The following is a 19,273-nucleotide window of genomic DNA, read 5'->3' as shown; positions in this document are numbered from 1 at the left end:
GCGCAACAAAACGCCCGACACGCGGGGATCGCTTTTGGAAGCCTGTTTTTTTCTAGAAGCGGCATGTGATCTTCCCATACACACTGCGTTGAACTTCCGTTCTCGTCGCCGGCATCCCAAATTCCGGGTGTTGCGGGTCGAGAAGATTCTGACCTACGATCGAAAGCTCCAGGTTTTTCGTGGCCCGCCAGCCGAGATGCACGTCAAGCGCCACATACTGGGGCACCTGCTGGTGAGGGAGCTCATCCACGTAGCGGAGGACACAGTCAAACTCCACACGATGGGGTAGATCCATGCTGGACTTGATGAAAGCTTGCTGACGGGGCGAATCACCTTCCTGACCTTCCTGTGTAGTGTCTGTGCTTCCGGGTTTGGTGTGCAGTTGCAGATCAAAAAACGTGTACCCCGCATTCAGCCGCCACCCACTCAGTATTTGGCGCGTCACCTCCAACTCCACGCCATAACTCTCGCCTTCGAGCCCGTTCGCGATCACGAATGGCGGGCCGCTCTCCAGACTGCGCAAGTCATCATAAATGTTGTAGAACGTCGCCACGGAAGCGGTGAGATTGGTGATCGGTTCGGTTTTGTACCCCAACTCAAAGGCATAGAGCCTTTCCGACTCAAAGCCTGGGCCGCCGGCAAGCAGGAACGGTGGAGTCCCGGGGACGAAGAAATCGCGGTCGATTCTCGACGGCGTGCGCACAGCTCTCGAGGCAGCCGCCCAGATAGTGTGTTCCTCGGACGGCGTCCATGCGATCCGTCCGCTCGGCTCATATTCGAACCCTGTGTAGTCGTTGTGCTCCACCTTTGACCCCAAGGTGAAGTGAAGCCGATCTTCCACAATCTTAATCTCATCCTGAACGAAACCCGTAAACAGATGGTGAGTCAGGTCCGGCGGTAGGAACGCGAGCGAAGGGCTGTTGTCTACGTGATCGTCCGTGAGACGGTAACCCACGCCCCAGACGATGTCCTGCCGTTGGCCGAGGGGAAACCGATGGCGCGCATCGACGTCAAATGTGTGGAGTGTCTCGGCAAAGATCGGCGGAATGTCCCGATCTGTGCGGTCGTAGTAGGTTTGAATTTGCAGGTCCGAATCGTCCGAAAATGTATGTGTCCAGCGTCCGATAACATTGCCGCCGGTCAACGCAACTTCGTCGGCGTTGGTTTGGCCGACCGAGCCATCGTAGGCATCCCCCTGCAGCGTGAAGAGGTTGTCGGTCGAAGGCTTCCAATCGACGCGAAATCCGCCTTGTCCCATCTGGAACCGGTCCCCCGCATCCTCCCCGTTGGGGAGCACGGAATCATCGCGATTGAAATACTTCCCGTATACGCGGAAAAATACGTTGGAGCCCAGTTGACCACCATAGCGTACCCCGCCAAATTCTTGCTCCTCGTTGCCCCCACCGCCTGTGACCAAAGTCCCCTGAGTTTCCTCCGCGCTTTTGCTGATGATGTTGATGACGCCGTTGACGGCGTTCGCGCCCCAAACCGTCGCTCCCGGGCCGCGAATCACTTCGATTCGCGCGATGTCCTCCATGAACGTGTCTTGCACATCCCAAAAAACACCAGAGAACAGCGGGGTGTACAAACTTCGCCCATCCATTAGTACGAGAAGCTTGTTAGCGGTCGTGCCATTGAAACCACGCGCGGTGATGGCGTACTGACTCGAATCGACACGGGCTACTTCGACGCCTGGAATGTCGCGTAGCGCCTCGGGAATACTGAGCGCGCCCGATAGGCGAATATCTTCGTCGGTGACCACATGGATTGCCGCCGCGGTTTCGGAGAGCTTTTCGGGTTTTTTTGAAACGGAAGTGACCTCTATATCGAACAGCTCTTGCAGGCTCATCCTCTTGAGTTCGCTCGCGGACTGCACCGGCTCGTTCGTCTGCGCCGGGCTGCGTTGCGCCTGCAATGTGATGGCCAGCGTTGCGATGGGTAGAAGAGAAGCCCGAAGGCGGTAATGACCTGTAAGTTGCCGAGAAAGGCAAGGGAGTCGTTTCAACATCGACTCGTGCCCACAGCTCACCTGCTTGTTGAGAGTCCACTTCATAATGCGACCACGAGTGGATTCGAGCAGTCAGTAAGCCGTCTGGTAAGGAACGCGGCAAATTCAGTAAAACTGAGGAGAAGCCCACCGCAATACCTAAGGGTATTCCCTTAGTACACAACCGGCCCGACAGGGACAATTCCGGCCACTGAGAACCGATTACGGGGCCAGTCTCCGGCTTGTGCTACGGCTGAATGAGGCCGTCGCGCACCGCGTAGCGCACCAGTTCGGCGGTGGATTTGAGTCCGAGCTTGTGCATGACGTTCCGGCGGTGGCTTTCAACGGTCTTGGCACTGATGCTGAGTGCGGCGCCGATTTCCTTGTTACTGTGGCCTTCGGCCACCAGTATGACCACGTCGCGCTCGCGTTTGCTCAACCCGGCACGATCGACCGAAGCGCCAAGGGGATGTGCCATGCTTTGGACGATGATCTTCGAAGCTTTCGTGGCGTAGAAGGGTTCGTGTCGCGCGAGGGTGGCAACGGCGGTGACCAACTCGTGCGCCGCATCGGATTTCATCACGATTCCCCGTGCGCCCGCAGCCGTGGCGCCCCTCACTATTTCCTCCGTTTCATCAAGCGTGAGAATGAGAACCTCGATTTGAGGATTGATCGCCAGGATTTCGCGGGTTGCTTGCAGACCATCCATGCCAGGCATGTGGATGTCTACCACGGCGACATCGGGTCGGAGTTGTTGCGATAGTTCAATGGCCTCAAGGCCGGTAGCTGCTTCCCCACAAATTGTCCAACCCGGCTGCGTATCCAACATGGATCGCAGCCCTTGGCGCACAAGATCGTGATCGTCGACCAGAAGAATGCGCAGTAGTTGTGCGCTGACTTCTTGCGTGTTTTCCGCGGAAACTTTCATAGCCTGTCTCCTTGTCGGCCGTAACGATCCGCGCAACCAATTCTCATTTGCTAATATAGGAACGGCGCGCTCGATTCCGCAATACCCTGAATGGGGTATGCCTCTAGGACGAAGTCCTAGCCAATGAAATCACGGTGTGATCATCTTGTGACGGACAGCGTAGTGCACCAACTCGGCGACCGAATGTGCGCCCAGCTTGTGCATGATGTTGGCCCGGTGCGTCTCCGCAGTCATGACACTGATCCCCAAAGTGGACGCCACTTCCTTGTTGCTCTTGCCTTCGGCGAGCAATTGTAGCACTTCGCGTTCGCGGGGAGTCAGCGTGCCGTCAGGCGATGATGGGGTGTGAACACCGTTCTGTTTGTTCAGGTAGGCGCGCAACGCAATTTGGGCGACCTTGGAAGTGAAGTACGACTCGCGCTGCCCCAGCGCGCGTATGGCCGCTGCCAACTCGCGGCCGGCATCGGATTTCAAAATGTACCCGTGGGCGCCGATTTCGACAATCTCTCGAATGAGTTCTTCGGATTCGTGCACACTGAGGATCAACACCTGCACGTTTGGAACAGACTTCAGGATTTGGCGGGCCGCCTCCAGACCGTTGAGCTCGGGCATCGTAATGTCCAGGACGACAATGTCCGGCCGGAGTTGCTGCGCGAGGGTCACCGCCTCGCGGCCGGTGACCGCTTCACCACAGACATCGCAGTCCGGTTGGTCCTCCAGCAGCGACCTCACCCCCGCACGAACCACTTCATGATCGTCGGCAACCAGCACGCGCAGCTTGGTCATGGCGCCGTTCCCTCGAACGGCAGGGTCACGTGAACTGCCGTGCCGCCGGAGCTGCTTTCGATGTTCATCTGTCCGTTCAATTCTTTTACTCGTTCCCGCATGCCGGTAATGCCGACGCCCAGTGCAATCACACGGCCGCCGACCTGTGGCCTGGGCAGCCCCTTTCCGTTGTCGCGCACCTCCAGCCGCACCTGGTTCCGATCCACGCCGAGCCGGATCGTGGCCGTGGAACTTCCGGAATGACGATGTGTGTTGGTCAGGCTCTCCTGCACGATCCGAAACATCGCCATCTCGATCTCCTGGGGGAGCCGTGGCAAATCGGAGGACAGCTCCAGGTGGACCTGGACGCCGCTACGTTTCGTGAAGCCCTCCGCAAACCAGCGCAGAGCCGAGGGCAGACCCCGTTCATCCATCAAAGGTGGGTGCAACAAATACGACAGAGTACGGACATCATGCGAACACACCTCCGCCAGGTTCCGACATTCACCGAGCAACCGACGGACTCCGGGATCAAGGGCGGAATCTCCTTCGAGGGGTTTTGCCAGCATCATCGACAAGGCGGCGAGATTCTGTCCGGTCGAATCGTGTAACTCGCGGGCAATGCGCCGCCGCTCTTCGTCCTGCGCCTTGAGAACGCGCGCGGAGAATTGCCGCAGCGCTTCCTCGGTTCGCAGTCGCTCAATCACGCGGCCGAGCTGGGCTCCGACCAACACCATCGTCTCCAACAACAGATCCTTCGGCCGGGCGTCATCCAGGGAAAAGAATTCCAGCACCACGGCGACCTCATCGCCTGCCAGCACGGGGAAACCCACCGCTGCCCGCAGGCCGAGTTCTTTGGCTGCCGCCCCGCGCCGAAAAGTCGGATCGGCGGTTATATCGCCGCTCCAAAAGGGCTCGCCGCTGGCCAGAATCTGGCCCGGCAGGCCGACGCCCGGGCCGTAGCTCATCGCCTCGGTCGCCTTGCGGAAGGTCTCAAAGCGACCGGGCGTGTGAAGGTGCCAGGTCTTGGTGGAGATCAACTCCCGATTTGGACCATGATCCACGATGTACGCGTGGCCCACTGGCCAGCCGGTATATGCGCAAACCTGGTCCAGGCACGCCTGCAACGCCCCTTCCAGGTTGGATGCTTCATTCGCTGCCGTGGCAACCTCTCGCAACAGCTGCACGACTGCCGTTTCATCCTGTAGTTTGGCTTCCGCCGCCTTGCGCTCGCTGATGTCCTCGTTCACCGAAACCCATATCTTCCCGTGGTCGGGGTGATCAAAGGTGGAGATGTGGGCGCGAGACCAAAAAGCGGTGCCATCCGCCCGGATATTCCGGATCTCATACGTGCCGGTGTGCTGCCGGTTCAGTTCCTCAATGATCTCTTGCGTGACCTGTTCGGGCGATTTGTCAGTCCGGGAATGATTGACGACCGATACAGGTTTGCCGTTCAACCCGCCTGGATCGTAGCCGAATAGTTTCTCAAAGGTCGGGTTGGCGTAAATAATGGTCGCGTCGCTGGCTCGCGTGAGGCAGACGCCTTCCGCCATGTTCCGGACCACCGCGTCCTGCAGGCGCAAGGCGTCCTCAGTTCGCCGGCGCTCGGTGATGTCATTGTTGATCTCCAGGATTTCGACGGGTTCTCCGCGATCGTCCCGTTGCAAGGCCCAGCGGCTCTCCACGATCAACTCATTGCCGTCACGCCGCGTATGGATGAGTTCACCGTTCCAGTAGCCGAGGCGGAGCAGGTCCGCTTCGATTTCAGACAGCGGCTTGGGAAACTTCGTGCGCAACAACTCATAGGAATGGTGCCCAACGACCTCCTGTTTCGTCCAGCCGTACATCTGCTCGGCCCCCCGGTTCCAGAAGGTAATGCCCCCGGCCATGTCACGGACGAACATGCCCTCCCGCGCGAGGTCAAGCAGTTGAGCGCGTCGCTGCAGTTCGATGTCGCGATCCTGGTTGTTTTCCATCATGCGATCTAATCTCTCCGTCGTCCGATCTTCGGCGAGTGGAATGGTCGCGTCGGCCAGCTTTTGTATCGGCAAACTTCTCGAGCTCCTTTCGGTTTTTTCAGCCTGCGACTCCTCTTTAAGATTATACCTCTACTCAACTACACCCACAACTGCCGATCCAACGTCCGATACTGGATGGCTTCGGAAATGTGCGCCGACTGGATTTGCGGGCTGCTTTCGAGATCGGCGATGGTGCGGGATACTTTCAAGATGCGGTCGTAAGCGCGGGCGCTCAAATTCAACTCCGTCATCGCCATCTTCAGTAATTGCTGGCTCTCATCGTCGAGCTTACAGAATTCCTTGATCTCTTTCGGTGACATTCGTGAGTTTGTTTTCTTAAAACGTCCGCGCTGTAGATCTCGCGCCGACTCGACGCGCGGACGGATTTTCTCCGACGATTCGCCCGTCCCCTCGCCCGCCATCTCCTTGTATTTCACCGACGGAACCTCGACGTGGATATCAATGCGGTCGAGCAACGGCCCGGAAATCTTGTTGCGATATTTCGTGATCATGTTCGGCGAACAACGACACTCACGCTTCGGGTCGCCATAGAACCCGCACGGACACGGATTCATCGCCGCGACCAGCATGACGTTCGCGGGAAAGGTCATCGTGCCGCTGGCGCGCGAAATCACGACACGGCCTTCTTCGAGCGGTTCGCGCAACGCTTCCAGCACGTCGCGGTGGAACTCCGGCAATTCGTCGAGAAACAGCACGCCGTTGTGCGCAAGGCTGATCTCGCCGGGCGTGAGGTTCGCCGTTCCGCCAAGCAGACCCGCGTTGCTCGTCGTGTGATGCGGCGAGCGAAACGGACGCGTGGCGACCAGCGCCTGTCCCTTGGGCAACAAACCGAGAATGCTGTGGATCTTCGTCGTCTCCAGCGCCTCCTCGAGATTCGAATTCGGCAACACCGTCGGGACGCGTTTCGCCAGCAACGTCTTCCCGCTGCCCGGCGGACCGATCATCAAAATGTTATGGCCGCCCGCCGCCGCGACTTCCAGCGCGCGTTTCACGTGTTCCTGGCCTTTGACATCGACGAAATCGACGTCGTAACTGCGCTGTTCCTGGAAAATCTTCGCGGGATCTTCACGAAGCGGTTGCACTTCCCGTTTGCCGGCTAAAAACTCCGCGACCTCGCGCAGGTTTTTGGCGGGATACACGTCGAGTCCCTGGACCACCGCCGCTTCGGCCGCGTTATCGGCAGGAACAATCAGCCCGCGCTTCTTCTGATCGCGAGCGCAAATCGCAATCGGCAGCACGCCATTGATACTGCGAACTTCACCGCTGAGCGCAAGTTCACCCACGATGGCATAGTCGTCGAGGTTCTCCGCCACAATCTGCTCGCTCACCGCGAGAATCCCCACCGCAATCGGCAAATCAAAACTTGGACCCTCTTTTTTTACGTCGGCTGGAGCCAGATTAATGGTCGTCCGACCCATGACGTACTTGAACCCGCTGTTCTCGATGGCGGTCTTCACGCGGTCGCGCGACTCCTTCACCGCCGCATCCGGCAAACCCACGATGATGACCGCCGGCTGTCCCCAACCAGAGTTGACTTCGATTTCAATCGGATAAGCGTCGATCCCCAGAACGGCTGCAGAATGAACTTTGGCCAGCATCGCCGTTTCTTCTATCCGAAACGCCGCCACAAGTCGAATGGGATTGTTGGGCGGCGTTGTGCGCGCAGGTGAATCCCCCAATCAAGGGCTTCCCCTAACCGCGCGCGGTTGCTAACCTGTGAAACATGTTTTCCGCTCGGAAGGTGGGACTCGCGGTGGCGTTGTTGGCTCTCACCTTTGTTATGTACTGGCCCGTTCGTCACGCGGGGTTCGTTTGGGACGACAACAAACACTTCCTCGAAAATCCTGCGGTCACCGCGCCGGATGGGCTGAAACCAATCTGGACGTCGTTCGTCCTGGCCATTTACTACCCGCTGACGTTCACGGCGTTTTGGCTCATCTACCAATCGGGAGGAGCGAATCCGTTGCCGTACCACCTGGTCACCCTGGCGCTGCATGCAGTGAACGCCATATTGTTGCTGTTCCTCCTGCGGCGGCTGAACGTTCGCGGGGCATGGCTTGTCGCCGCCCTTTGGGCCATTCATCCTGTCAACGTTGAGTCGGTGGCGTGGGCCACTGAATTGAAGAACACGCTCTCCGGAGCCTGGTTCTTCGCCTCCTTGCTGTGTTTCCTTCACTATGAGCGCGAACTCAAGCCGAATTGGTATGTCAGTGCATTGCTTTGCTTTACCGCAGCACTGCTGAGCAAATCCTCAACGGTCATGCTCCCTGCCGTACTCTTGCTATGCGCGTGGTGGCAGCGCGGACGCGTCGGGCGGGTTGATGTCGTGCGAACCCTGCCGTTCTTTGCGCTGTCGCTGTCAGCCTCGTTCGTCGCGGTTTGGGCGCAGGTGAGGGAAAAGGCCTCGGAAGGTGCGGCGCGCGATTGGTCGCTGCAGTTGCCGGAGCGATTGATCGTAGCGGGCAAGGATCTCTGGTTTTATGCGACCAAAACCTTGTGTCCGGCGAACCTTATGTTCATCTATCCGCGATGGTCGCATGGCCCGCGCGCGTTAACCGAGTGGTTGCCGCTGGCTGGCGTCGTAGCGGCGGGCATTATCCTCTGGCGGTTCCAGCGCACCACGGCGGGTCGCGCCGCTATTTTCGCCCTCGGCTATTTTGTTATCGCGCTGTCGCCCGTGCTGGGGGTCTTCGACCAGTATTTCTATCGATACAGTTTTGTGGCGGACCATTTTCAATACCTGGCCAGCATTGGCATTATCGCCCTCGCGGTAGCGGCAATCGCCGGCGTCTTGCAGTCGCGGCCTCTGCAACTCGCCATCGCCAGTGCAGCGTTGATTTCTTGTGGCTTTGTTAGCCGGCAACATCTGTCGATCTTTGCGTACGAAGAAGCACTGTGGCGGGATTCTGTTACCAGAAATCCCCGGGCCGTTATCGCGCAAAACAATCTGGGGCTGGTTCTGTACGGCCAGCTTCAGTATCGCCGCGCCATTGAGTGTTTCGACCGGGCATTGCAAGTGGACCCGCGCTCGTCCGAGGCGCACTATAATCTCGGCCTGGTACTGACAGAACTGGGCCAGTACACAAACGCCGTGTCACAGATGTGGTTCGCCCTGCAGGTTACGCCCTCCTTCGCCAAAGCAGAGAATGGACTCGGATTCGCTCTGCAGCAACTGGGACAGGCCGGCAAGGCCGTGGCGCATTTTCGTCACGCCTTGGAACTCGATCCGGATTACGTCGACGCTCACAACAATCTGGGCAGGATATTCCTGGATATTGGGCAACCCACCGAAGCCGAAGCCCAATTCCGCGAGGCTCTGCGGGTTCACCCGACTGATTTTGCCGCGCACGAAAATCTTGGCGTTGTCTTGTTCCAGCAACACCGACTCGACGAAGCAGCCACTGAGTTCCGGGAAGCCGCGCGATTCAACCCGGACGACCCGGAGCCCCACAAGAACCTGGCCGAGGTCCTTGCGATGCAGGACAGGTTGGCGGAGGCTCAGGAAGAACGTGCCCTTGCCGCATCGTCCGCCGAACGTCTCGGCGAGACCCATTACCGCATCGCAACCGCGTTGCAGGAGGACGGTGATCCGGACGGCGCCATCAAACATTTCCGAAAGTCCATCAGTTATCGACCAAACGTCGCCGAGGTGTACCTTGCGCTTGGCAGGGTGCTGGTCGAGCAGGATCGATTTGCCGAAGCCATCGCCGTGCTCCGTCAGGGCACCGCCGCAGTCCCCGATGATCTGCGCGTGCACGACGAATTAACGCGCCTGCTCGCCCGGACTCCCGATACCGGCAACGACCGGAAGCCATGAGAATCATCAAAGCTCGATCACGACCGGCCTGAAAAAGCAAATTGTGCTCCCGGCTTGGTTTTTCAGAATTTCCGTGCGCGAAGCCAGGCCATGGCCTGGCCGGACCAGTCGTCGGTGATACCGAAACCGTGTTTGCCTATGGGTTCTCGGATATAAACAAATGGAACGTTGTTTCGGACGAGAGCGGCAACGTATTGATCAGAATTGGCAACCGGGACAACGGTGTCGGTGGTGGAATGAACGATAAACGCTGGCGGCGTATCCTTGGTCACCTGCTTTTCGTTACTAAGTAACTCCAGAAGTTCTGGACTGGGATTGTCTCCGAGCAACCAGATGCGGGAGTTTGTATGGACGTTCGATGTGCCTTCAAATGTCACCACGGGATAGAGGAGGATGTGGAGATCAGGACGGGAACTTACCCTCTCAATGAGGTCGTCCGACGTGGGATCGCCGGCGTCAAAGTGCGTGGCCGCAGTGCTGGCCAGATGCCCACCAGCAGAAAAACCAATGATGCCAACACGGTGGGAATCAAGCCCCCACGCGGGGGCATTCGCACGGACATAACGGATGGCGCGCTGCGCATCGTCCATTTCGGCCGGGTGATGATACTTCTTCCCAAGCCGGGACTTTAGGATGAACGTGGTGATGCCGTTGGACGCGAGCCATTGCGCCGCCGGGAGGCCCTCGCGCGGGGAAAGACGCGCGTACGCGCCACCGGGCATGACAATCATTGCCGCGCCGCTGGCTCTGCCCGTGGGGGGAAGAAAAACCGTCAACGTGGGAATATCGATGGCAGGATCATCGCCTTGCTGAAGGGGCGCCTGAGCCGGCCAAAGTCGGAGGATTTGCAAATCTTCCAGCCTCGCCGGAGGATTGGTGAGGATTACGGGATCTCTTCCGTCCACCGTAAAAAACGGAGACGCAGCATTAATCTGCTTGGGTGTCAGCGGGGCCAGCGCGAATGGAGCATTCGTGGTCGCCGGTGCGTCCCCTGCGGCCTGAGCTTGAATAGTAACCGAGGCAATCGAAACAGAGAGCAACGTGCGCGCAAAGCGTTTATTCATGGGGCTTCACGAGTCGGTGCATTGCCACTGGTTCTCCCAACGATGTTTGACCCCGTCGCCGGTACGACTGGCGGACCCGCGGTGGTGGGTGGAATACCAACCGCGCCTTCCAGTCCCCTGCCGCTGACGTTGTTGGTTCCAAGCAACGGACCGTGGAAACCCGTAACCTGAACGCCATGTAGTTCGGCGCCCGTGATATTGGCGAGCGTAATGCCCTTTGTGCAGGTGCCGGTGATATTGACGAGCGAAAGCCCATTGAGCGGCTTCACCGGGGAAATCGCCGTCGCGTTCACCAGTGTTCCGCAATTCACCCGGACGTTGGCGAACCGGTAATTCTTCGCAGTGGGAATACCCTCGTCGCCGAGAACTGGCTCGGAATCCTGTAGTCCGCTGTTGAGGAGGTTGATGCGGAGGAAGCCGTTTGTCCCGGTCTGCACGTCCAGATTGTTCCCGGAAATATCCTCGATGAAAGCGCCGCGGCCAGGGCGGCTCTTGATATAGACCGCATAGGTCTTGGCCTGCTTGAAAGTGCAGTGCTCCACCCGCACTCCGCGTATCCCACCGGAGGTTTCACTCCCAATGCCGATGCACGCAAAGATATTGTCGGAGAACACGCAATCCCGAATGAGTACATCCTCCGTCGGACGCCCTTCGCGGACCCCTTCCATGCCGCGACCAGATTTGATCGCGATGCAGTCGTCGCCGGACTCGATGTCGCAGCCTTCGATGGCGACGTGTTTGCAGGAATCAACATCCACCCCATCGCTGTTGCCGCCGATGCTGCGAATAGTGACGTTTTTCACCACGACATTTTCGCAATAGGTCGGATGAATCGTCCACATGCGCTTCTGCTTCGCGGTAAAGCCCTCGAGGCGGACATCCTGACATTCGATTAACTCGATGACACACGGGCGCCGTGGCATTTGGCGATTGCCGATCGTCAGGTCACCGGCGATTGTGCCCGGGCCAACGACGGCGATGTGGTTCGCCTTGTGCGCGGAAACCAGCGCGCGGTGCACGTCAATCCAACGCCCTTCCCAGCGCCCTTTCACAATCGGGTAATCATCGAGATCGGGGCTGCCAATCAGCGTCGCGCCCTTTTCAAGGCGGAGCGTCGTGTGGGATTTAAGGTCAAGGCTGCCGGTCAGGTAGTCGCCAGCTGGCACAACGACGGTGCCTCCGCCCGCGGCAGCGCAGCGATCCAGTGCCGACTGAATCGCGGCCGTGTCCTTGGCCTTCCCATCGCCCACCGCTCCCGACTCGCGAACATTGAACGTCGTTTTGGGCGAAGTGGATCCGGACACACAGCCGGACAGGACGGCAAATGAAAACAGGGCAACCACACAAAACGATTTGCGGACCATGGGATTCTTCATTGGCTCATTTTGCCTCGGGTTGTTCTGTTGTCTTGGGAGCCGTATCTGACGGGAATTGATCGAAGCGTCTCTCAACTTTCATGCCTCGTAGCTGTTTGTCGGCAAAGTCCAGCAGCGCCTTCATATCCTCCGGGGTGAACGCGTGCCCGTGGTCCGCGTAGTTCACGCCAAGATGGTCCGTGGCGCCAAACAGCGCGTAAGCGGGCTGACCGCCCAGCCATGATTGTTTAACTGCGTTCTCGAGGGACACCTGGTCGGTCAAGCCTTCCAGGGCGATGAAAGGCCGCGGCGCAACGAGTGCGAGAAACCAATGCTCGTCAAACGGCAATTGATCCGTGTGGCCCCAGAACTCGTGCAGGTGTGGCGAAAACCAATTCGGATATTTCTTCATCATGTCGGCCAGGCCCTCTTTGCCTCCGCGCCCGGCGCCGCTGAAACGGTACGCGCCAATGCCGCCACCGCCGGTCACGCACGGCGCCGCCATCACCAGGCGATCATCAAAAGCCGCGGCAACCATGGCCGACTTCCCGGTTCGCGATACTCCCGAGACGATGAGCCTGGTCTTATCCACCAACGGGTCAGTTTCCAGATAATCCACGATACGCGACACACCCCACGCCCATCCCGCGAGCACTCCCCAATCATAACCGGGATAGGCGGGATAGAATCGCGTCGTGCGGAAGGCCCAACCGCCATCCGCGTTGCGCAACGTGGTGTCCTCAGCGCAATCATTATTGTTAAACAGGACGTAGGCATATCCGCGACGGAACAATTCGCGGTTGCGACCGGCCACGGCCTCGGGGTCGGTGTTGTCCAACCGCGGAACTCGGCGACCGGCGGGTTGATTGGTGGAATTGGAAGAAGTCGTTGTCTCGTTCGTGGATTCCGTCGCGGGAACGACCGGCAACAAAGCATCAACACCGCGCCCTTGCCCCGGCGGGTGCGCCAGGGTCGACAGTGGCGTGGCGCCGGGTGGCGTTCCGCCTGGCATGATCACCGCCGGGAAAGGCCCTTTGCTGTCAGTGGGTGTGAAGATGCCAATATCGAGACCCAGCTTCTCTTTCGGACCGAAGGTCAGATGCACCAGCCGATACTTCACCCTCCCATCCAGTACCAACTGCGATTTGATCTCGTGCCCCTTCACGTTTCCCGGCGGAGGCGGTATCTGGCCGATGGCGTAATACTCGAGGATGCGCTTGATCTCCTCGCGACGCTTTTTCCACTGTTTGACCGTCGTGACCTTGTGCCCGTCGTTCATCGTCAGGGCATCAGGTAAACCGATGCGAACCGGTAAATCGTTCACGCCGGGCATCGGGCTCAGCCTGGTCTTGATCGGAGGCAGGGGAATTTCGCGCGCGTCTGGTCCGCCGCTCGAGTTGGTGGACTGGGCTTTGGTCTCGTCTGGCCAAAGGCCAACTGTCGCGAGGAAAACCAATCCAAGAAGCGCGGCGGAACGAACCTTCGCAAGCATGGTCATTCCTTCTAACCGAAATGTGCGCGCAAGTCGAACGGGTTTTACGTGCTCGCAGAAACTGCGATTGACCGCCGGTGCTCCGCTACCGGGTCACCCCTTGGCCAGCCATCCCGCTCTATCTCAAGGGGGGGCCTCCTAAAAACTGTCAGTAGATAAACGGTTCGCTCAGGTCGAATGCGTTTTGGATGAGGCGGATGTCGTCGGGCCTCTTCGAGCCATCGGCGATGATAACTTCCACGATGTCGAAGCGAAAGTGAATCCGAGGGTTGCCGAGCATGCGCAGGTAATCGAGCGCGCCCTTGCTGAGGTTGCGTTGTTTGTCGCGGTCAACCGCCTCACTCGGCGCGCCGAATTGTTCGGTCTCGCGGGTTTTGACTTCGACGAACACCAGCCAGTCCTTGTGGCGGGCGACAATATCGACCTCGGCTTTACCACTGCGAAAATTTTTTAAAAGGATCTTGTACCCGTGCCGGCGGAGGTATTTCGCCGCGGCCTTTTCGCCGCGCGCGCCGAGAATCTGGCGTGGCGTGAGATTACTCGGTCTTTTTAGCCAGCCGAGGAACATGGTCAGAGTGCAGCGAACTCTACTTGCACTGGCTCCAGGGCATTGCGCACAGGGGCGAAAGAGCGCCGGTGCACGGGCGACGGGCCGTATTGACCGAGCGCGGCAAGATGTTCGGGCGTTCCGTAACCTTTGTGTTGGGCGAAGTTATATTGGGGATACTGTTCGTGAATCTTCAGCATCAAGCGGTCACGCGTGACCTTGGCGATAACGCTGGCGGCGGCGATGGAAAAACTCTTGGCATCACCTTTGACAATCGCTGTTTGTTCCACACCCATGAGCGGTACGCGCAGGCCGTCAACCAGAACGTGGTCTGGATGAACGTACAAGTTATCCAGGGCGAGCTGCATGGCGCGCCAGGTTGCGCGAAGGATGTTGTAATGGTCGATGACATCGACATCCGACGTGCCAACCGCCCAGAGAAATTCGGGATTGGCTGTCAGCTCAGCGTAGATTTCCTCGCGCTGTTTCTCCGAAAGCTGCTTCGAATCGGTGAGCGTCTTGTGCTTGAACTTCGGGGGCAGGATTGCCGCGGCCGCCACGACGGGTCCCGCCAACGGTCCGCGGCCGGCCTCGTCGATCCCCGCGATGATTTGCGCTCCGGCTTTGAAAACTTTCTTTTCGTACCGGAGCATGGCACGCGTCGCGGGTTACGCGTCGGCGACCTTCGTGGCCGTCTTGCCGATGCGGTCGCGCAGATAGTAGAGCTTGGCGCGACGCACCTTGCCGGCGCGCTCGACTTCGATCTTTTGGATAAAGGGCGAATGCAACGGGAACACGCGCTCCACGCCTTCGCCGTAGCTGATGCGGCGCACGGTGAATGTCTCGGCGATACCGCGGCCCTGCATGTTGATCACGATGCCTGAAAACGCCTGCACCCGCTCGCGGTCCGCTTCCTTGATGCGCGAGTACACCTTGATGGTGTCGCCCACCTTGAAGGGGACTAGGTCCTTGCGCAACTGCTCCGATTGAATCTTCTCAATGACATTCATGTTCCGACTCCTTTATCGCGTAACGCGTCTCAAATTGAAATCTTAATCTTCTTTCAGTAAATCCGGTCGCCGCTCTTTGGTCCGCTGCCGCGCTGACTCCGCAAGCCACTTGGCGACGGCCTCATGGTTGCCGCTCAGCAACACTTCCGGCACCTGCATCCCGCGGAACTCCGGTGGCCGCGTGTACTGCGGCCCTTCGAGCAGCCCGCTGGAGAACGAATCGTCACCCGCGCTCTGTTTGTCGCCGAGTACCCCCGGCAAGAGTCGCACCACCGCGTCCACAAACACCGCCGCTGCCAGCGCGCCATTGGTCAGCACGTAATCGCCGATACTGACCTCTTCATCAACGAGCGCCTCGCGCACCCGTTCATCCACACCTTCGTAGTGGCCACAAATGATGACCAAGTGCGGCTTGCGCGAAAACTCCTGCGCCCGCGCCTGCGTCAGTGGTGCGCCCTGCGGTGTCATCAGGACCACACAGGATTCATCCCGGCGAATCGTCTCCACAGCTTCAAAGATCGGCTCGGGCTTCATCAGCATGCCCGGCCCACCGCCATACGGCTTGTCATCCACGACGCGGTGCTTGTCATGGGTGAAATCCCGCAAATTATGCACGCGCACGCCAACCAATCCGCTCTTCTGGGCGCGCTTGAGAATGCTTTCGTCGAGCGGCCCCTCGAAGATACGTGGGAACAACGTCAGTACGTCAATTTCCATACGCCTCCGCAACCCAAAGCGCGCGGTTACTGCGCCGCGTCTGGCGGTGGCGGCGCGCCTTCGGTCCGACGGCCTTCGGGTTCGATGATTTCGAGCATGGCCCGCTTGCCCTGCTTGGCGGCGGCGCTGGTCAGCAAGGTGCGGATCGCGGTAATCGTGCGTCCGCTTTTGCCGATGACCTTGCCGATATCGGTCTGGTTCAACCGCAGTTCAAAGATCACAGCGCGTTCGCTGTCGATTTCGCGCACGTCGACTTCGTCGGGATGATCGACCAAGGCCTTCGCTACGTATTCGATAAACGCTTTCATGTCGCGCTCCCGTCGTGCGCCACCCGCCCGCTAACACCGCGTTGCCGCGACGTTACCGTCATCCATCTCGTCAGGCCGCTTTCGGCGCTGCTGCAGCTTTCTCCGCTTTCTTCAAGAAGCTCCGCACCGTATTGCTGGGTTGTGCGCCTCTCTGCATCCAATGCTTCACCCGCTCCAGGTCCACCTTGAAATTTTCGCCTGCCTTGCGGGGATCGTACGTCCCCACGTTCTCAATGAACCGCCCATCACGCGGGCTGCGCCCATCGGCCACCACTATACGGTAGCACGGCACGTTCTTCGTTCCCACTCGTCGTAGTCTGATTCTTACCGGCACTTGTTGTCACCTCCCCAATCGCATTTTCGGCAATCCGCCCTTGCGGGTCATCGCCTTTTGCATTTTACCCATTTCCTGCATCATTTTCTTCATGGCATTGAATTGCTTCAATACGTCATTCACCTCAGCGACACTGGTACCGCTTCCCGTCGCGATGCGCGTGCGTCGGCCCGCATTCAAAATCTCGGGACGGCGTCGCTCTGTGGGTGTCATCGACTGAATCACCGCCTCGACGCGCTTGAGTTGCGACTCACCACCGCTGAGGTCAGGCATTTTACCCATTCCCGGCAGCATGCCAAGTAGATTCTCCAATGGTCCAAGCTTCTTAAGCTGTTGCAGTTGCGACAGAAAGTCCTCCAAATTCAGGCTCCGATCGGCGATTTTTTCCTGCAATTCCTCTGCTTTCCTGGCATCGAAGGCATCCTGCGCCTTCTCGACAAGACTGACCACATCACCCATTCCGAGGATTCGCCCAGCCATCCGCTCAGCATGGAATGGCTCCAGATCCTCGAGTTTTTCGCCAACACCCGCAAACCGTATCGGCTTGCCCGTGACCGCCTGCATCGAAAGCGCCGCGCCACCGCGCGCATCGCCGTCGAGTTTCGTTAGCACAATCCCCGTAATGTTGAGGGCCTTGTCGAAATGTTCGACGATGTTCACGGCTTCCTGCCCCGTCGCGGCGTCGGCCACCAGCAGAATCTCCTGCGGACTCAGCGCCTCACGCATCCGCACTAGTTCCTGCACAAGCTGCTCGTCGATATGCAAACGACCTGCCGTGTCAAAAATCACAAGGTCGCGGCTTTGCAGCTGCGCGAAAGCGGTTGCCTGTTTGGCGATTTTCACCACGTCGGTCTCGCCGCGCAGGGAGAATACCGGGATGTTCACTTGCTTGCCGAGAGTTTCCAGTTGGTCAATCGCTGCGGGACGATGCACATCGCACGCAACCAGCAGCGGCTTGCGTCCTTGCTTCGCCAACAACCTCGCCAGTTTCCCGCATGTGGTCGTCTTGCCGCACCCGTGCAACCCCACCATCATCCAGTTCCCGCTCGGTGTAGCAGCCGCCGTCCCTTGCGGCTCGCCGCCCATCAACGCAACCAGCTCATCATGCACGATCTTGATGATCTGCTGTCCCGGCGTGATGCTGGTGAGAACCTCCTGCCCTAGCGCGCGTTGTTTCGTGCGCTCAATGAAATCCTTCACCACCTTGTAATTGACGTCGGCTTCGAGCAAGGCCAGCCGCACCTCACGCAGCGCGTCCGCAACGTTTTTTTCGGTCAGCTTGCCGAAGCCGCGCAGGTTCTTGAAAATGCCCTGCAGTTTATCTGAAAGTGAATCGAACATGGCAATTCTCGCCCGCTGGCAATATCAGCCTTCCCCGCGATTGCGCAAGGAAATTTGCCGCAAAGCGAAAGGGCGGGCCGAAGCCCGCCCTCTCATTCCCAACCAACAACCAATCGCGCTATTTTTCTTTGTCCATCTCTTTCAGTGCCTTCTCGCTGGGGGACTTAAGGGTATCCTGATGTTTCGCGGCGGTATCCTGCACCTTCTCCAGGTATTTCCACGCCCCATACGCGAGAGCGGCCAGTGCCGCCAACAGGAACAATTTTTTCATTCCGCCACGCGCTCGATCTTCGCCCCGAGAAGGCGAAGCTTTTGGTCGATGCGTTCGTAGCCGCGGTCAACGTGATAAATGCGATTCACTTCCGTTTCACCATCGGCCGCCAATCCCGCCAGCACGAGGCCCGCGCTGGCGCGCAGATCGCTGGCCATCACCGGCGCGCCGCTGAGCTTCTTAACGCCTTTGACGATGGCGCTGCTGCCTTCCAGCGAAACATCGGCGCCCAGTCGCGCCATCTCGCTGATGTGCATAAACCGGTTCGGGAACACTTTCTCCGTGATCACGCTGATGCCCGGCGTGACCGTCATCATGGCGCTCATTTGCGCCTGCATGTCCGTCGGAAAGCCGGGGTACGGCATCGTGATGACGTCCACCGCCTTGAGATCCCCGTTGCTGCGGACCCGAATCGTGCCGTTGTTACGCTCAACGGTGACACCGCACTCTTCAAGTTTATCGCGCACGGCGCTGAGATGTTCGGCGCGTGCGCCCTTAATTTCGATGTCACCGCCCGTAATCGCCGCCGCGGCCATGAACGTACCGGCCTCGATGCGGTCGGGAATGACCGTGTGCTCCGCGCCGTGGAGTTCCGTGACGCCTTCAACCTCGAGCATGTGACCACCAACGCCCTTGATCTTGGCGCCCATCTTGGTGAGAAAATTGATCAGGTCTTCAATTTCGGGTTCACAGGCTGCGCCTTCAATCCACGTCGTGCCCGTGGCCAGCGTGGCCGCCATCAGGACATTGGCCGTCCCCAGAACAGTTGACCCGAAGCGCCCGCCCATGAACACGTCGTTACCGGTCAATTCGTTGCAGCGCGCGTGGACGTAGCCGTTCTCGACCACCACGTCCGCGCCAAGGCGCTTGAGTCCCTTGATGTGTTGGTCAATGGGGCGATCGCCAATGACGCAGCCGCCGGGGAGTGAAACTTTGCAGTTATGCAGTCGGGCGAGCAACGGCCCGAGTAGACAGACCGACGCGCGCATCTTGCGGACAAGCTCGTACGGCGCTACTCCCAGTGGATGACCTGCGCGCACTTCGACAACCCCTTCGGTTTTGTCGTGCGTAACCTTCACGCTCAGCCAGCGCAGGATGTCGCACATGAACTGGATGTCGCTGAGATTCGGCACTCCACGAATGATGCACGGTTCGCTCGTGAGCAGTGTGGCGGCGATAATTGGCAAGGCGGCGTTTTTGGAGCCGCTGATTTGAACGGTTCCGCGAAGCGGATTTCCCCCACTAATAATAATCTTTTCCATAGCCACCTCCTTGGTGTGAGCTATTTGTTCTACTAC

At 58.9% G+C, this 19,273-nt stretch carries 18 protein-coding genes; 1 reads left to right on the top strand and 17 read right to left on the bottom strand.

The window, feature by feature from the left end:
* Positions 1–52 precede the first annotated feature (52 nt).
* The 5 genes from VNL17_00965 to VNL17_00945 all read right to left on the bottom strand — a co-directional run bounded on the left by VNL17_00965 (position 53) and on the right by VNL17_00945 (position 7,317).
* A complete protein-coding gene (locus VNL17_00965; GenBank protein ID HXI82641.1) occupies positions 53–2,053 on the bottom strand; it encodes a TonB-dependent receptor in 2,001 nt (666 codons plus the stop codon).
* A 181-nt stretch (positions 2,054–2,234) separates the two neighbouring features.
* Entirely contained in the window at positions 2,235–2,915 is a 681-nt protein-coding gene (locus VNL17_00960) for a response regulator transcription factor (GenBank protein HXI82640.1), read from the bottom strand.
* Positions 2,916–3,044: 129 nt separating this feature from the next.
* Positions 3,045–3,701 carry a response regulator transcription factor gene (locus VNL17_00955; GenBank protein HXI82639.1) on the bottom strand — a complete coding sequence of 219 codons (657 nt, stop codon included), beginning with the start codon at positions 3,699–3,701 and terminating at the stop codon, positions 3,045–3,047.
* On the bottom strand, positions 3,698–5,659 hold the full coding sequence (locus VNL17_00950; protein HXI82638.1) for a PAS domain S-box protein: 1,962 nt from the start codon (positions 5,657–5,659) through the stop codon (positions 3,698–3,700). The genes VNL17_00955 and VNL17_00950 overlap by 4 nt, the downstream gene beginning before the upstream one ends.
* 137 nt (positions 5,660–5,796) lie before the next feature.
* Positions 5,797–7,317 (bottom strand): YifB family Mg chelatase-like AAA ATPase, encoded by a 1,521-nt coding sequence (locus VNL17_00945; protein ID HXI82637.1) that lies wholly within the window; start codon positions 7,315–7,317, stop codon positions 5,797–5,799.
* Between the two features lie 125 nt (positions 7,318–7,442).
* Between VNL17_00945 and VNL17_00940 the strand changes: the two genes are divergently transcribed.
* Positions 7,443–9,536 carry a tetratricopeptide repeat protein gene (locus VNL17_00940; GenBank protein ID HXI82636.1) on the top strand — a complete coding sequence of 698 codons (2,094 nt, stop codon included), beginning with the start codon at positions 7,443–7,445 and terminating at the stop codon, positions 9,534–9,536.
* Positions 9,537–9,598: 62 nt separating this feature from the next.
* Here VNL17_00940 and VNL17_00935 read toward each other — a convergent pair whose 3' ends face one another.
* From VNL17_00935 to murA, 12 genes are all read right to left on the bottom strand, one after another.
* Positions 9,599–10,600, bottom strand: coding sequence for an alpha/beta hydrolase (locus VNL17_00935; GenBank protein ID HXI82635.1), 1,002 nt, complete (start codon positions 10,598–10,600; stop codon positions 9,599–9,601).
* On the bottom strand, positions 10,597–11,976 hold the full coding sequence (locus tag VNL17_00930) for a glycoside hydrolase family 28 protein (protein ID HXI82634.1): 1,380 nt from the start codon (positions 11,974–11,976) through the stop codon (positions 10,597–10,599). The genes VNL17_00935 and VNL17_00930 overlap by 4 nt, the downstream gene beginning before the upstream one ends.
* Positions 11,977–11,980: 4 nt before the next feature.
* Positions 11,981–13,447, bottom strand: coding sequence for an alpha/beta hydrolase family protein (locus VNL17_00925; protein ID HXI82633.1), 1,467 nt, complete (start codon positions 13,445–13,447; stop codon positions 11,981–11,983).
* A gap of 148 nt (positions 13,448–13,595) precedes the next feature.
* Positions 13,596–14,015, bottom strand: a complete 420-nt coding sequence (locus VNL17_00920; GenBank protein ID HXI82632.1) for a YraN family protein — start codon at positions 14,013–14,015, stop codon at positions 13,596–13,598.
* Between the two features lie 2 nt (positions 14,016–14,017).
* Positions 14,018–14,647, bottom strand: a complete 630-nt coding sequence (locus VNL17_00915) for a ribonuclease HII (GenBank protein HXI82631.1) — start codon at positions 14,645–14,647, stop codon at positions 14,018–14,020.
* 15 nt (positions 14,648–14,662) lie between these two features.
* Entirely contained in the window at positions 14,663–15,004 is a 342-nt protein-coding gene (gene rplS, locus VNL17_00910) for a 50S ribosomal protein L19 (GenBank protein ID HXI82630.1), read from the bottom strand.
* A gap of 42 nt (positions 15,005–15,046) precedes the next feature.
* The gene (gene trmD, locus VNL17_00905; protein HXI82629.1) at positions 15,047–15,721 is read right to left on the bottom strand and encodes a tRNA (guanosine(37)-N1)-methyltransferase TrmD; all 675 of its coding nucleotides are present in this window, start codon (positions 15,719–15,721) and stop codon (positions 15,047–15,049) included.
* A 26-nt stretch (positions 15,722–15,747) separates the two neighbouring features.
* A complete protein-coding gene (locus VNL17_00900) occupies positions 15,748–16,029 on the bottom strand; it encodes a KH domain-containing protein (GenBank protein ID HXI82628.1) in 282 nt (93 codons plus the stop codon).
* 70 nt (positions 16,030–16,099) lie between these two features.
* Entirely contained in the window at positions 16,100–16,363 is a 264-nt protein-coding gene (gene rpsP, locus VNL17_00895; protein HXI82627.1) for a 30S ribosomal protein S16, read from the bottom strand.
* A 6-nt stretch (positions 16,364–16,369) separates the two neighbouring features.
* Entirely contained in the window at positions 16,370–17,704 is a 1,335-nt protein-coding gene (gene ffh, locus VNL17_00890; protein HXI82626.1) for a signal recognition particle protein, read from the bottom strand.
* Positions 17,705–17,822: 118 nt separating this feature from the next.
* Positions 17,823–17,975, bottom strand: coding sequence for a hypothetical protein (locus VNL17_00885; protein ID HXI82625.1), 153 nt, complete (start codon positions 17,973–17,975; stop codon positions 17,823–17,825).
* Entirely contained in the window at positions 17,972–19,237 is a 1,266-nt protein-coding gene (gene murA / locus VNL17_00880) for a UDP-N-acetylglucosamine 1-carboxyvinyltransferase (protein ID HXI82624.1), read from the bottom strand. Before murA ends, VNL17_00885 begins: the two co-directional genes overlap by 4 nt.
* Positions 19,238–19,273: the final 36 nt, after the last annotated feature.

The sequence above is a fragment of the Verrucomicrobiia bacterium genome, from assembly GCA_035577545.1.
Taxonomy (GTDB): domain Bacteria; phylum Verrucomicrobiota; class Verrucomicrobiia; order Palsa-1439; family Palsa-1439; genus Palsa-1439.
The sequence above is the reverse complement of the archived record's forward strand: the minus strand, read 5'-3'. Positions and strand labels throughout refer to the sequence as shown.